This window comes from Aureibaculum luteum (assembly GCF_003449015.1).
GTDB lineage: Bacteria > Bacteroidota > Bacteroidia > Flavobacteriales > Flavobacteriaceae > Aureibaculum > Aureibaculum luteum.
This window is the reverse complement of sequence record NZ_QRGD01000001.1, coordinates 321,730-337,010: the sequence shown is the minus strand read 5'-3', so window position 1 is coordinate 337,010 and position 15,281 is coordinate 321,730. Positions and strand designations below refer to the sequence as shown.

Here is a 15,281-nt window from a genome sequence, read left to right as displayed (position 1 = left end):
TAGTATATGAAAAAGATAATGCTAACCCTAGCCCTAGCTGCAACAACGTTTAGTTTTGCACAACAATTAGAAAGTAAGATACCCGCAAATGCACAAGCTGTAATTTCAGTTAATGGTAATAATGTTTTTGACTTAATTTCCTTAACAGATTTTGATACGAATGCATTAGGTAAAGAAATGATTAAGGAATTTAAACGAGAAAATGAAGACTTTAATGGTTTAGCCGATTTTGGTGTTGATTTAGATTCTAAAGCATTTTATTTTTACCAACCTTCAGATAGTATTTCATATCATAGTTTTATTTTAAAAATTAAAGATAGAAAACAATTTGAGGCTATTTTCAACATGTCTAGTAAAAATGAAATCGTGAAACAAGGTAATGTAAGTAGTTTTACAGATCATAATACGGCTATTATGTGGAATGATAATATTCTATTGTTTATAGGCGGAGATAAGTCTTATAGTTATTTTGACGAACATAAAGAAAGACTTATGAGTGAGTTTGGAGGAGAAGATCAAGACTTTTACGATGTTAAAAAAGTAGTTGTAGCTCAATGGATTTCTAATTATTCGAGTAAAATATTTAATTATAACGGAGCTTCAATACTTTCTAATAAAAACTACGTAAAATCTATCGATAAAAATGCCGAAGCATCAGCATGGATTAATAGTTATGGTGAGTTAATGGGTGGTGTTATGGGTGGACTAAGTTATTATATGGGTGGTATAAGCCCCGATTATACTAATATAGGGTTCGGAACTATGAATGCTCATTTATATTTTGAAAAAGGTGAAGCCAAAATAACTACGAACATGGAAGTCGATGATACATGGAAAAAGGCAATTAAAAGCATCTATAAATCTAAAATTGATCAATCATTTTTTAAGTACTTTAATGAAAATGAAATTATTGGTTATACCAGTGTTGCAATGAACACAGAAGCTGTCTTAGATGAATATCCTAATTTAATATCTCAAATTTATGGAGGTATGTTACCAGACTTTAAAGAGGAAATGGAAGTTAGTGCAGAATTGTTTTCTGTGCTTATAGACGAAGAGGCTGTTGGTGATTTAATTACTGGTAATATGTTATTTGTTTTAAATGATTTGGGAGAAAAAGAAGTTACTTATACAACTTATGAATATGATGATGACTATAAAGAAACTGAAGTAACAAAAACGAAAACGGAAATGAATCCTGAATTTACAATTATGGTAGGTTCTGAAAATGAAAAATTACTTTTTAAATTAATTAAGTTAGGTGTTAAGCACAAGGCATTGGAACAAAATGCGAATTACTACAAGCTTAATTTACCTAATAAAACGCCATTTGATTTGTATGCTGTAATTAAAGACGAAATTGTATTTATTACTTCATCAGAAAAACAATTGGCAAACATAATTAGCCCTAACCCTGTTTCATTTACTGGAGAACATAAAAAATTGATTCGTAAAAATGCAGCAGTTATGTATTTGGATGTTAAAAAATTATTGGCAAAAATTCCAAGTGAAGACTTAAGACGCGATGAAAAGAAGATGTTCTCATTTGCTAGTGATAACATAAACAGTGTTCATTATAAAACAGGGAAAATGAAAGGCAATAACATGGTTTCTGAATTTGTAGTTGATACAGCAGATAATCGTGAAAACTCACTAAAAGTATTGTTAGATTTTATGGATTTTATGATGAAGTAATAGTTTAATATGCGTAAGAAGGGACTCTATTTTTTTATTGTATTTGTGATTGTATTGGTTGTACTTTATGTATGGCGATATAAGCAAGCACAAATATTTGAAAATAGAGTTCCGGCTAACGCAACAAATGTGGTTAATGTCAATCTCAGGCAGATAGAAAATCATTTATTATTTGATTTTTTAACCCACCCCATTACCTATTTAAAGTCTCGTAAAAAGAAAGATTCAATAAAAATACCACGAACCTCTTTAACCAAAGGGGTGAGTATTCCCCGCAATGTTTTGTTTTATACCAATCCAACTGATTTAAATAATAATTGGTTTAGCAGTATTGTTGCCATTAATGATACAGATGAATTATTTAAATTTTTGCTTAAGGAAGGTTTTAAGAGAAGTGAAAATGAGGGCATTATTTTTTTTAGCAAAGATAATTTTGTTTTATCCATAAAAGGAGAGCGGTTAATTATTGCCTTAAAAACGAACCGTAAAGTACCTATAAACGCTACTATATTAGCGTTATTTAGTGAAGAAGATTATTTGACAAAAGATGCTGAAATTTTAAAACCTATAGTGAATAGCAGTAATGATATATGTTTCTCATTGGGTGAAGATGAACTAAATGCTAATTTTAAAGATGGATTGTTTGAGTTAGAAGGTTCTCTAAAATCTGATTTGTTTTTAGCTAATGAGAATCCAATAACAGATACGGATGAGGTTATTTCAATGTCAGGTAAGGTAAACAGGGAAAATGCTTTATTCGAGCAATTTTTAACGGATAAAAGAGATAAGTTCAATGCGTTTACCCATTTGTCTTTAGATTCTATTGTTAATAAATGGAATGGGAAATTCGATATGAATATCACTTCCATTGAACAGAAAACAGATACTATAGTTTCTTATGAATATGATGATGATTTTAATAAAGTAGAAATCAAATCTACTCAAGAAAAGAGCATTCCTAAATTATATTTAGGCTTAGGTCAAGAAAGTACTTCTAGTTTGTCGGATTATTTCTACAGTAAAAATGCTATTCAAATTATTGAGAACGACACTGTATTTACAACCATTCCAATTTTTAAATTTTTAGTAACTAACGCTAATGATAATTTTGAATTACGAGTAAATAAACGAGGGAACACCTCAAATGAAGCTACTAAAGCATCAAAACTGAATCTATACATTGATGTGGAAAAATACGTGCAAAACTCTTTAGATATTCCGTTAAATAACGATCAAGAAAAACTTCTAAAATTAGTTAAAACCACAAATTTGGTATGGGAAGAGGATAATCGATTTTCTTTGAATATTAACCTTAAAGATTCAAGTCGAAACTTTCTAGGTCAATTGATAAAGGATTAAAAGTTATAGAATAAAAACGATAAACATTACCACAATTAATCCAGTAACTGACAGAATAAAATAGAATATATTTAACAATATAAATTTCAAAGCCGTTTTAAACCAATGTTGTCCGTAAAAATTATGCAAGGCCTTAAACAAATAAAATAAGAATAAAGGCACAAATATGTACATTCTAGTGTTTGTAGCTAAAAATCTATCAAATATGGTGAAGATTAAAAGCAACAAGAAAAATACGGTTTGCACATTAAATACAAATATTAAATGCTCCGTGTAGTTCCATTTATGTTTATAATAAAGTAGGGAAAGTATTAAGGTGAAAATAGGAAGTAAGAAGAATAATGCAATTGATATTTTTGAAATTACACTGTTTACATAGGATTCTCTGAAAGTGGGGTCATCTAGAATTTTATTATAGTTTTGAGCTAACTTATAGTTAAATGCATTTAAACGTGTTTTTGCCACACCCAATTCTTCCATGGCGCCTAAAGCCGTTCCATCAGGGTGAGCTTTATCATACTTTGAAAATTTATTGAGTTTTTTAAAAAAATTAAATTTGTTAAAATCGGCTTCTGTCTGTGATTTATATTCCTCTGGTATAACATAATCTACTTCATTTTCTTTAAGAATGCTTTCTACATGCTCATAAGTATCTTTGTCAAGGGTTGACATGGACTGAATTACATTCCAATCGTTATTTTCTACAGCATTATTTATTTGTTCAGAAATATATTTGTTATTAGAATTAAAGAAGTCTTTATAGATAGAATCCTTTATAGTTTTAGGGATTGAATCTGTTTTAAGTTGTTCAAGGAGATTGGTTGATGTAAAAATTGAATCAATGCGTAATAAAAGGTTTTGCGTTAAATCATTTGATGTATTTTCATTAGATTTAAAGAGTGGTAAATCTTTCAAAATACTATCCGGAGGCGTTGTGTTAATATGAGTAGAATCTTTAATGATATTATTATTACTATTCTCTGATGAAAATTCATTGAGGCTGAATTTATCAACTACAGAAAACAAGCTTTGTAACAAAAAGAAAACGATAGTAACATTTAGATATAATCGGAATGGATTTGCATATTGCATGCGTTTGCCTTCAATATAACTTTTGGATACTTTACCGGGTTTAAATACTAAAGGAATAAAGGTTCTGAAAAAACGAGAGTCAAATGAGAAAAAACCTGAAAAAAATTCAGAAAAAAACTGTTTAACACTTAAAGGTTGTAAATCATTTACTTGTCCACAGTTAGAGCAGAAATTATCTTGGTGAGATAAGGGTTGCTTGCAATTTAAGCATTCTATTCCACGTATATTTTTAGAAAACCGGGTAGTTGATTTCATATATTGTTTAGAACTTGTTGTCCCAATTCCAATCTAATTTCAATACTGCTAAACTACAAAAAAAAGTGCAATGGTTTTGCTGATATATTAATGCCAGCTAATAGTTTGTGATGATGTTAATTTAATACAGCGGGAACCGTTAATTGAAAGGTTGGGATGTAAACTTTAAATCTACTGGTGTTCGTGAAGTTTATCATATTAAAAAAACCTTTCATGGCTCCAGTGGGTGAAGTTAGATTACAATACGAACTATAGGTGTACGATTTTTTTGGTGCTAATACTGGTTTTTTACCAATAACGCCTTCGCCTTCAACAATTTCTAAACTTTTTAATGAATCAAAAATTTTCCAATGTCTGCTCATTAGTTGTACAGAAGCATTACTTTGATTTTCTATGGTAATTTCGTAGCTAAAAGTGAAAAGCAACCTGCGGTTTTGATTACTCATGCCTTCAAACTTTGTTTTTACAGATATTTTAATTCCATTTGTTACTTGTTGTACCATAGCTATATAGTGGAAGAGTTATAACAAAGATATACATATTTTTGTTGATAAATCGTGGTTAAGTATAAAGTAGATGCAGAAAAAGAGGTTTAGTTGCGTAAATTTTCAGAATTTGCCTTTCCGTAACCAATCACCTGATCATATCTGCTACCAATTGGTTTGTAATAAACAAGAACTGAATAGTCATTTTCTGTTTGATAAAAGGAACCTTCAACAGCATCATTGCTAATGATACCTTTATTATTGGCGGTAACATAGGTGTAGTTGTAAAACCCTTGTTTTATTAACATTGTACAGTCGTATAGCTTTAAACGTTCGTTGTAGTTCATCTTGTTCTCTTCTGTAAGTTGCCAGTCATTAAAATCTCCATATACGTATATGTCATCTTCACCAAGATCGGTGTAGGCCTGCAATGTAAAGTGTACATAAGAATAGTCAGCTTCAGTAGCACTTACATCACTGTCAATTGTTCTAACTACAAAATTACCATTAACATCAGGGTAAAAGGTGTATGGTCTGTTTTTTCGCATTTCATCAGTATACAAATAGGTGTGAAACAGTCCATCAAGTCTGCTTTTGGCAATGTTATTGGTGGCGTTTCGAATTTCTTTAGAGTCAAAAAACAAGTATTCATTGCCTGCCCAGAAAGATACTTTGTCAGAATATTTATATAATAACTGCGTACCTCGGTAAAATTGTGGTTTTATATTTTTAATTGCAGTATTCCAATCATTGTTTTGATAAACAACCACTTTAATTTCTTTACTAGGATTATTAATTAGTAAATCAGGATGGTTAATACTAAACTCAACATTTTGTTTTGAATTTATTGTTGCAATATCTCTGCTTTTATGAACACTAACTCCTACATCAACTAAAGTTTGATAAACAATAAATGGCCTTGTAAATAAGATCTCGTTGTTGGTATCTAAAATACTTATCAAATAATTACCCGTTTTTTTTATTTGTGTTTTATCGTTGGGTAATATTAATTTGTAATATGTGTAAGGCTGTAAGGTGTTAAATGAGTTTTCAAATTCTCTTATCCAATCATTATCATATCCGCCTATATATTCTGTAGCTATCATCTTTGAAACCTTCCAGTCATAATCGTAATGTTCTATTTTATATGTATATTCCGCTTGGCTATCACTTAAATCGTCAAACTCTAAAAGCAATGGATCGCCTAATTTCAGAATGGGCACATAATTGTTTGTTTGTAGAGAACGTAATACAATAGTTTTTATATATTCTGGAGGGTCAACAATTACATCAGATTGGGCATTGCTGACGCCAATTGTAATTGTAAGCAATAGCGTGAATATATAACGAAAATTAGGGTATTGCATCGATTAATTTTGTGTAGTTAAAAACAAAAGTTGTACCAAAATTAATCAATTAATTTGATTTTAATAATTAGGTTTAGTTTTAGAGGATCATTAAGAAGAATAAAATTTCTATTTAGAATGATTATAAATAGAAATTTATAATATAAAAACATAGATAACACGTACAAAATAATTAAATTTGCACCGTTTTTTATTGATAATTAACTAGACTAAAATTAATATGTCAAAAGACATTCGTATCAAAAAAGGCTTAGATATTAGGCTTGTAGGTGAAGCCGATAAGGTTACAGCCAAACTACCTTCTACTAGTGTTTATGCTTTGAAGCCCGCTGATTTTCATAAAATAAAACCGAAACTTCTTGTTAAAGAAGGGGTAGAGGTTAAAGCAGGTGAAGCCCTTTTTCATTCCAAACAATTTGAAAGTATTATGTTTCCTTCTCCAGTTAGTGGTGAGGTCATTGAAATTGTTAGAGGAGCTAAAAGGAAAATACTTGAAATTAAAATATTAGCCGATAAACAACAGCAATATCAAAATTTTGGTAAAAAAGACGCTAATAGTCTTACGGCAGATGAAGTGAAAACACATTTGTTAGCTTCTGGTTGTTGGCCCTTTATTAAAAGACGTCCCTATGACGTTATAGCCAATCCTGAAGAAACACCAAAGGCAATTTTTATTTCTGCTTATGCAAGTGCTCCTTTAGCTGCAGATTATGACTATACCTTAAAAGGTAAAGAAGCTGAATTACAAGCTGCCGTAACTGCATTATCAAAATTAACTGAAGGGAAAGTACATGTTAGTATTGGTAAAAATTCAATTTCGCCATTAGCTAACTTGGCAGGTGCAGAAATTCACAAGGTTTCTGGGCCACACCCTAGTGGTAACGTAGGTACGCAAATTGCTAAAATAGATCCTATTAACAAAGGTGAAGTTGTTTGGGTAGTTACACCTCAAGATTTAGTGGTTATAGGTGAGTTATTACTTACAGGTAATTTTAATATTAAAAGAACTGTAGCTTTAACAGGATCACATTTCATCAAAAACCAATATGTAGAAGTTATTGCAGGAGCTATTATATCTGATATTGTTTCAGAAAATTTAGACAGCCATACACGAATTATTAGTGGTAATGTATTATCTGGTAAACGAGTTTCTCAAGAAGAATATCTTGGTTATTACGATAATCAGTTAACTGCTATAAAAGAAGGAGATGATTATGAACTTTTTGGTTGGACGGTACCTGTTTTTAATAAAATATCTAATACTAGAGCGTTAACCTTTTCATGGTTAAGTCCTAAAAAGAAGTATGATTTAGATACCAATACTAATGGTGAACATAGAGCTTTCGTGCTCACAGGTAATTATGAAGAAGTATTTCCTTTAGATATTTATCCTATGCAAATCTTAAAAGCTTGTTTATATAAAGATTTAGATGAAATGGAAGCTTTAGGGATGTATGAAGTGGCACCAGAAGATTTTGCATTGACGGAGTTTGTTTGTGTGTCTAAACAACCACATCAAGAAATTATCAGAGCAGGTTTGGACTTAATGATTGAAGAAATAGGTTAAAATAAAAACAATGGGTTTAAAACAGAACTTACATAATTTAAAAGAAAAGTATAAAGGAACTAAAATGGCACCAGCCTTTAACGCCTTGCATACTTTCTTATATACGCCAAATGATACTACACATGGTGGTACTCACATAAAAGCAGCTGACGATTTAAAGCGTACCATGAATACGGTAATTATGGCTTTAATTCCATGTTTAATTTTCGGCATGTTTAATGCAGGTTACCAGCATTACTTGGCGTTAGGCGAAATACAATCCGTTTCTGGAGGTTTTTTTAGTGGTGAATTTTGGTCATTGCAAAACTTTAGTCTTGGTTTTTGGAAAATATTACCTTTAATAATTATTTCTTATGGTGTTGGTTTAGGTGTTGAATTTATTTTCGCAACTATAAAAGGACACGAAGTAGAAGAAGGGTATTTAGTAACTGGTATGTTAGTGCCATTAATTGTACCTATTGATATTCCTTGGTGGATGTTAATTGTAGCCGTTATTTTTGGTGTTGTTATCGGTAAAGAAGTATTTGGTGGTACGGGGATGAATATTTTGAATCCCGCTTTAACCATTAGAGCATTTTTGTTCTTTGCATATCCTACTTGGATGAGTGGTGATAAAGTTTGGGTTCAAGGTGCTGTAGAAAGAACGAAAGAAATTGCAAATGGTTCAACTGCTGATGCCATCTCTGGTGAAACGATATTAGGTAGCTTGGCTCAATCAAATCCAGTTGACTATTCAGTTATGGATATGTTTTTTGGTTTTATTCCTGGTTCTGTCGGTGAAACCTCTACACTCTTAATATTACTAGGTGGGTTATTCCTCATTTTTACTAAAATTGGAAGTTGGCGAGTAATGCTTAGTGCTGTTATTGGTGCTTTGGTTATGGGCTATATCTTTAATATGGTAGTTGCCGCTGGTTGGATAACAGATACTAGTAAGTTTTACGGATTAATGAGTACTGAATTTTGGCATCACCTATTAATTGGGGGTATGGCATTTGGTATAGTTTATATGGCAACCGATCCGGTAACTGCAGCACAAACGAATAAGGGAAAATGGATTTACGGTTTCTTAATTGGTTTTATATCAATAATGATCCGTGTATTTAATCCGGCATATCCTGAAGGTGTAATGCTAGCAATATTATTAATGAATGTATTTGCACCAACAATAGATCATTATGTAGTGCAGGGCAATGTGAAAAAAAGATTAAAAAGAGCAAAATTAAAAACAGCTTAAGTTATGGCAATCAATACAGATAAAAATAGTTATACCATTATTTTTGCCATTGTTATGGTGTTGGTAGTGGGGTCTATACTCGCAGGGCTTGCTCAAGGTTTAAAACCTTTAGTTGATGCCAATAAGCGTTTTGAAAAGCAACAAAATATATTGTATGCCATGGGCATTAACGATAATGAAGGGGCTGGAGATGTTGAGTTTATTTCAACTGATAAAGTTGAAGATGTCTTTAACAAAGCCATTACCAAACAATATGTGATTGAAGGTGATAAGGTTACTGAAGACGCTAAAGCGTACATGATAGATATTAAAAAGGAAGAGACAAAAGCTAAGAGCCCTAATTACACACGGAAATTACCTTTGTTTGAAGGTGAAAAGGATGGTAATCCTATTTATGTAATTCCCATTCGCGGTAAAGGATTATGGGATGCTATTTGGGGATTTGTAGCCGTTGATAAATCAATGATTATTCAAGGTGTATATTTTGACCATAAAGGAGAGACTCCTGGTTTGGGTGCAGAAATTAAACAACGTTACTTTATGGATGATTTTTCAGGAGAACATGTTTTAAGTGATTCAGGTTCCTTTAAAGGAGTTACTGTAGCTAAAGGTAATGCAGACCCGAAAAATGAAGAAAAAAAGGATAATGAAGTTGATGCTATTGCTGGAGCTACCATTACTGGTGATGGCGTTACAGCAATGATTAAAAAAGATTTAGCAATGTATGTACCTTATTTTAAAACTTTAAAATAATTAAAATGGCAGAAGTAGCAGAAAAAGAAGAAATAGTAAAGGTGCCTAAAGTGCCTTTGTTTTCTAAAAAGAATAGAAAGTTAATGACAGATCCTTTAACGGATAACAACCCTGTTACCATACAGGTATTAGGTATTTGTTCTGCATTAGCAATTACAGCTCAATTAAAGCCATCGATTGTTATGGCAGTTTCTGTAATGTTTGTATTAGGTTTAGGGAATGTCGTTATTTCCTTGATGAGAAACATTATTCCGTCAAAAATTAGAATTATTGTACAGTTAATAGTAGTGGCTACATTGGTAATTATTGTAGATCAAGTGCTAAAAGCTTTTGCATATACGCTTAGTAAAGAACTTTCGGTTTTCATTGGTTTAATTATTACGAACTGTATAATTATGGGGCGTTTTGAAGCATTTGCATTGGCAAATGGTCCGTGGAAATCTTTCCTTGATGGCATTGGTAATGCTGCTGGGTATGGACTTATATTAATAATTGTTGGTTTTTTTAGAGAATTATTAGGTTCAGGTACATTATTTGGTTTTAAAGTATTAGGTGATTCTGTTGAAAAAACGGGATTGTATAGTATTGGATATGAAAATAATGGATTTATGGTTTTACCTCCAATGGCATTAATTGTTGTAGGTCTTATCATATGGGTACAACGTAGTAATAATAAAGAGTTAATAGAAGAAAATTAGACGTACTGCGTCATTCTGATTATTTATATCAGAATTTCAATACTAAACAATATGGAATATATAGAATTATTTTTTAAATCAATATTTGTAGATAACATGGTATTTGCATATTTCTTAGGAATGTGTTCTTACTTAGCTGTATCTAAAAAGGTATCTACCGCTGTAGGTTTAGGTGCTGCTGTTATTTTTGTATTAGCAGTTACTGTACCTTTAAACTGGTTGTTAGATCAATATGTATTGCAAGAAGGAGCCCTAGCTTGGTTAGGTCCTGAATACGCTGAATACGATCTTAGCTTTTTATCATTTATTATGTTTATTGCAACTATTGCAACCATGGTACAATTGGTAGAAATTGTAGTTGAAAAATTTTCACCTTCGTTATATAATTCATTGGGTATCTTTTTACCTTTAATTGCTGTAAACTGTGCTATCTTAGGAGGTTCGCTGTTTATGCAATCACGTGAAATACCAACATTGGGTGAAGCCTTAACCTATGGTGTAGGTTCTGGTATTGGATGGTTTTTAGCCATTATTGCCATTGCAGCCATTCGTGAGAAAATTAGATATTCGTCTGTTCCTCCGGCATTACGAGGATTAGGTATAACATTTATTCTAACAGGATTAATGGCTATCGGTTTTATGAGTTTTGGAGGAATGTTAACTGGTGGTGATGAAGGAGCAGAAACTCCTGCACCAACAGAACAAGCTATTCAAATAGATCAGAAAGATAACGATGCTGATGTTATTTTAAATAAAGAAGAAAAATTAGTAGAAAATACAACCGCTTTAAATCAATAATATGTTATTATTAGTAAGTACATCAGGGGTAATCATAGCTACTGTAGTTGCGTTTTTAGCAATTACACTTTTATTGGTATCACTTTTATTATTTGTAAAACAAAAATTAGCTCCTTCTGGTCCTGTAAAAATTACCATAAATGGTGAGAAAGTTATAGAAGTACCTTCTGGAGATTCATTACTATCTACTTTAGGTAGTCAAAAAATATTTTTGCCATCAGCTTGTGGTGGTGGTGGAACATGTATTCAGTGTGAATGTCATGTGTTAGAAGGTGGTGGAGAGGCATTGCCGACTGAAACTCCTCATTTTTCACGTAAAGAATTAAAAGAAGGTGCAAGACTTTCTTGTCAGGTTAAGGTAAAACAGGACATGAATATTACTATCCCTGAAGAGATTTTTGGGATTAAAAAATGGGAAGCAACAGTAGTTTCAAATTATAATGTTGCAACATTTATTAAAGAATTTGTAGTTGAAATCCCAGAAGATATGAATTACAAAGCAGGAGGTTATATCCAAATTGAAATTCCTGAAATAGAAGTTAAATATTCAGATATGGATGTTGAAGCACATCCACAAGATCATCCAGGTGAACCAGATAAATTTAAGCCAGATTGGGAAAAGTTTGGACTTTGGCCTTTAGTGATGAAGAATACTGAAACTGTAGAAAGAGCATACTCAATGGCTTCTTATCCTGCTGAAGGAAGAAAAATAATGCTGAATGTACGTATTGCAACACCTCCTTTTGATCGTGCCAAAGGTGGTTGGATGGATGTTAATCCGGGAATTGCTTCTTCGTATATTTTTAATCAGAAAGTTGGAGATAAAGTAACCATCTCTGGACCTTATGGTGAGTTTTTCATAAATGAGTCTGATGCAGAAATGTTATATGTAGGCGGTGGTGCTGGTATGGCTCCAATGCGTTCGCATTTGTATCAATTGTTTAGAACTTTAAAAACGGGTCGTAAAGTTACGTTTTGGTATGGAGGACGTTCTAAAGCGGAATTATTTTACATACATTATTTTAGAGCATTAGAGAAAGATTTTCCAAATTTCAAATTCTATATTGCGTTATCAGATCCAACTGAAGCAGATAATTGGAAAGTTAAAAAAGATGTAGATGATGAAGGTGATGGGTTTGTTGGTTTTATTCACCAAGTAGTAATAGATCAATATTTATCTAAGCATGATTCACCAGAAGATTTAGAATTGTATTTCTGTGGTCCACCATTAATGAATAATGCTGTTCAGAAAATGGGTGAAGATTTTGGTATGGATGACGAGAACATACGCTTTGATGACTTTGGAGGGTAAAAATTATAAATTATATAAAAAACTGAAGGGTTATTCCTTCAGTTTTTTTGTTTTCAAGTGATTTTTATTATTTATAGATAATTATTGTCAAAGTTAATGGATACCCTGAATTTTTAAATTTCCCTCCAGTTTCATTACTTTATGGTTATGCCATTAAAAATGGAATATACCTACCAAGTAGGATCTCCTTTTAACCCTTCAGCACCGTTTTTAATATACGGTACACTATGTTCAACTTTTCTCCATCCATAAAATATCCCATTGTCAGATCTTCTGATTTCTTGTAACTCGATCCCTTCACCACTTAACTTGTACTTGTCTACATAATATTTTCCACAATCAGATGCCATTCCTCCAATATTAACGGAAAAGTATTCTATAATTAATTCATTTTCTTCAATTTTATAATAACCAACGGTGCCACCTTCTAAATTATTATATTGATCTAATGGTAATTTGTCATCTGATATAGAATTGATCAATACCCTGCCATTCTCAAAGAAACGAATAAATGAGATAGTTGCAGTAGCGTCGCTACAATCAGCGGCTTCATATCTTAGTGCCTCCTTATTCCATTTAGAACAGGATTGATATACAACATTGGTTTTAATAAAATCGTCTTTTTTTAAGTCGTAAATATTTTTACTCAAATCAAACTTAGTTTTTCCGGGTCTAACTCCACCATTGTCAGTAAAATAGTATTGTTTTGAAAAAACATTACAAAATCCACAACTATTTAAGGTAACAATGGTTATCAATAAAAGGAGTAGTTGAACTAATCTCGAATATAATGTTTTTGATTTCAATATGTTTTTATGTTTACGTTTTTAATCAAATTAAAAGGAACGCTGTTGGGTTCTTTTTTTGTCAATTGTTTTTATAAGCTTAGAAAAATTGAAGATCCCCGACAATGTGATCCATTATCCAACTAGTGTGGGTTGCTGTTTCTCCGTTAGAAGGGGCCATTACGTTATCAAATAGTTGATTCCTCATACTCTCTACATGATGTAATTGTACGTGCTTAGGATGCTTAATTTCAATTTCAGATATTTTACCCTCTAGATTCAATTCAATGGGGTTTTCATTAAAAATGGAGAAAACGATTTCTCCTTTACTTCCCCAAAGGGAAACTTTATCTACGTTCTGTGAGCTGCCAAAGTTCCAAAAGCCACTTCCAGTAACGTTGTTTTCATGTACCCAGCACGCTGTAAAAGCATCTTTAGCTTTATATAATCCTTGTTGATTTAAACTAATGCCGTTTACTTTTTTTACGTTTCCTAACAGCCAGGTAAATAAATCGAGCCCATGACTGGCCAAATCATCAAAATAGCCACCAGGGGCTACATCAGGATTCGTACGCCAATTATCTGCTTTTGACAAATCTATAGAGCTTGGAGGCTTACTTAATTGCCAACTGACATGTCTTAAATCTCCTATAGTATTTTTATCTAACAACTCTTTAATTTTTGTAAAGCGAGGAAGGCAACGTCTATAATAAGCGACAAATAAAGGTGTTTTAGCAGCCTTAAATGCTTCATAGATGGCGAGGCTATCTTTATATGTAGGGGCCAATGGTTTTTCAATACAACACGGTTTACCTGCCATTGCAACTTTTAATCCATACAGTTTATGCGTGTCTGGTGGAGTAGCAATATAAACAGCATCAACATTACTATCATTAATTAGCAAGTCAGCATTATCATAGTATTTATCTATTTTATGACGTGTAGCATAATCTTTTGCTTTTTTAGCATTACGCCGCATTACTGCTGAAATAGTAAATCCTTCAGTTTGTTGATAGGCTGGTCCACTTTTATATTCGGTAACATCTCCACAACCTATAATGCCCCATTTAATGGGTTTAGTGTAGTTTGACATTTTTATGAAAATTTATTTTTATTTAATTCTAGTCGTAATTACTATGGCACCACTACCCCCGCGTGCACCATAAATAGCAGCATTTTTTAAAATTTTGATCGTTTTAACATTAAAAGGCTCTATGTTTTCAATACTTTGGCTAATCACTCCATCTATAACATAAAGAGCATCTGAACTTCCCGTTATTGAGTTTTTACCTCTAATTTGTATTTTTCTACCAAGTGGACTATTGATTATTTGAATACCTGGAAATTTTCCTTGAAGCATTGCGAAAATATCTGGGTAATTGGAGAAATCATTGTTGTATTCAGCGTAATTCGCCAATGAATAAGAAAGGTTTGATTCAGATACATGACCAAATTCTTTAGCTTCGGCAATTGATTTCTCATCCTCTTTCAAGACCATTTTTATATTAATGGTATCTTTATTATTAACTCTTTTTATCATTTTTTCGAATCCAGCTCCTAAAAAGATCAATCTGTCTTTGGACATACAATTAATAGTATAATTACCGAGAGAGTCCGTCAATACAGATAGTTTTGATTTTTTAGATACTACTTTTATATTCTGTAGTGCTAAATCTTTAAAAGCATAAACGTTTCCATGAACAGTTTTGCTTTGACTGAAGCATATTGTGGATGAATTAAATAAAACGATCAGAATTAATACGACTTTATACATACATTTATTAATTTAATGAAAAATTGCATTTAGCAACTTCGTAATACACGAAGATAAAACTTATAATTTGTTTTGTAAAGGTCCTCTTAGTTTAGTTTCAATTG

14 protein-coding genes are annotated in these 15,281 nt (G+C 31.9%); 8 read left to right on the top strand and 6 right to left on the bottom strand.

The genetic code is table 11. The features are described from left to right. Positions 1-6 precede the first annotated feature (6 nt). Together D3P13_RS01590 and D3P13_RS01585 are read left to right on the top strand one after the other, a co-directional pair. Positions 7-1,695 (top strand): hypothetical protein, encoded by a 1,689-nt coding sequence (locus tag D3P13_RS01590; RefSeq protein WP_117879551.1) that lies wholly within the window; start codon positions 7-9, stop codon positions 1,693-1,695. A gap of 9 nt (positions 1,696-1,704) precedes the next feature. Beyond that, entirely contained in the window at positions 1,705-3,054 is a 1,350-nt protein-coding gene (locus D3P13_RS01585; protein WP_117879550.1) for a hypothetical protein, read from the top strand. A gap of 3 nt (positions 3,055-3,057) precedes the next feature. On the opposite strand, the gene D3P13_RS01580 is transcribed toward D3P13_RS01585, so the two are convergent. The 3 genes from D3P13_RS01580 to D3P13_RS01570 all read right to left on the bottom strand — a co-directional run bounded on the left by D3P13_RS01580 (position 3,058) and on the right by D3P13_RS01570 (position 6,217). Further along, entirely contained in the window at positions 3,058-4,401 is a 1,344-nt protein-coding gene (locus D3P13_RS01580) for a DUF3667 domain-containing protein (protein ID WP_117879549.1), read from the bottom strand. 116 nt (positions 4,402-4,517) lie between these two features. Then, positions 4,518-4,904: a Co2+/Mg2+ efflux protein ApaG gene (apaG, locus tag D3P13_RS01575; RefSeq protein WP_117879548.1), complete on the bottom strand. Its 387-nt coding sequence runs from the start codon at positions 4,902-4,904 to the stop codon at positions 4,518-4,520. Between the two features lie 89 nt (positions 4,905-4,993). Beyond that, the gene (locus D3P13_RS01570; protein WP_157972797.1) at positions 4,994-6,217 is read right to left on the bottom strand and encodes a type IX secretion system plug protein; all 1,224 of its coding nucleotides are present in this window, start codon (positions 6,215-6,217) and stop codon (positions 4,994-4,996) included. A 256-nt stretch (positions 6,218-6,473) separates the two neighbouring features. On the opposite strand from D3P13_RS01570, the gene D3P13_RS01565 reads away from it, so the two are divergent. The 6 genes from D3P13_RS01565 to nqrF are packed head-to-tail and all read left to right on the top strand — an operon-like array spanning position 6,474 to position 12,618. Beyond that, the gene (locus D3P13_RS01565) at positions 6,474-7,820 is read left to right on the top strand and encodes a Na(+)-translocating NADH-quinone reductase subunit A (RefSeq protein WP_117879546.1); all 1,347 of its coding nucleotides are present in this window, start codon (positions 6,474-6,476) and stop codon (positions 7,818-7,820) included. 10 nt (positions 7,821-7,830) lie between these two features. Further along, positions 7,831-9,057, top strand: a complete 1,227-nt coding sequence (locus tag D3P13_RS01560) for an NADH:ubiquinone reductase (Na(+)-transporting) subunit B (RefSeq protein ID WP_117879545.1) — start codon at positions 7,831-7,833, stop codon at positions 9,055-9,057. A gap of 3 nt (positions 9,058-9,060) precedes the next feature. After that, positions 9,061-9,810 carry a Na(+)-translocating NADH-quinone reductase subunit C gene (locus D3P13_RS01555; protein WP_117879544.1) on the top strand — a complete coding sequence of 250 codons (750 nt, stop codon included), beginning with the start codon at positions 9,061-9,063 and terminating at the stop codon, positions 9,808-9,810. A gap of 50 nt (positions 9,811-9,860) precedes the next feature. Beyond that, positions 9,861-10,508, top strand: a complete 648-nt coding sequence (locus D3P13_RS01550; protein ID WP_117880222.1) for an NADH:ubiquinone reductase (Na(+)-transporting) subunit D — start codon at positions 9,861-9,863, stop codon at positions 10,506-10,508. A 51-nt stretch (positions 10,509-10,559) separates the two neighbouring features. Then, complete coding sequence (nqrE, locus tag D3P13_RS01545; RefSeq protein WP_117879543.1) at positions 10,560-11,306, top strand: NADH:ubiquinone reductase (Na(+)-transporting) subunit E; 747 nt, start codon at positions 10,560-10,562, stop codon at positions 11,304-11,306. A gap of 1 nt (position 11,307) precedes the next feature. Beyond that, the gene (gene nqrF, locus D3P13_RS01540; RefSeq protein WP_117879542.1) at positions 11,308-12,618 is read left to right on the top strand and encodes an NADH:ubiquinone reductase (Na(+)-transporting) subunit F; all 1,311 of its coding nucleotides are present in this window, start codon (positions 11,308-11,310) and stop codon (positions 12,616-12,618) included. Positions 12,619-12,788: 170 nt separating this feature from the next. Here nqrF and D3P13_RS01535 read toward each other — a convergent pair whose 3' ends face one another. From D3P13_RS01535 to D3P13_RS01525, 3 genes are all read right to left on the bottom strand, one after another. After that, positions 12,789-13,424, bottom strand: a complete 636-nt coding sequence (locus tag D3P13_RS01535; RefSeq protein ID WP_117879541.1) for a hypothetical protein — start codon at positions 13,422-13,424, stop codon at positions 12,789-12,791. 79 nt (positions 13,425-13,503) lie between these two features. Next, on the bottom strand, positions 13,504-14,496 hold the full coding sequence (locus D3P13_RS01530; protein WP_117879540.1) for a Gfo/Idh/MocA family protein: 993 nt from the start codon (positions 14,494-14,496) through the stop codon (positions 13,504-13,506). Positions 14,497-14,514: 18 nt separating this feature from the next. After that, on the bottom strand, positions 14,515-15,177 hold the full coding sequence (locus tag D3P13_RS01525; RefSeq protein ID WP_117879539.1) for a TonB-dependent receptor plug domain-containing protein: 663 nt from the start codon (positions 15,175-15,177) through the stop codon (positions 14,515-14,517). Positions 15,178-15,281 lie beyond the last annotated feature (104 nt).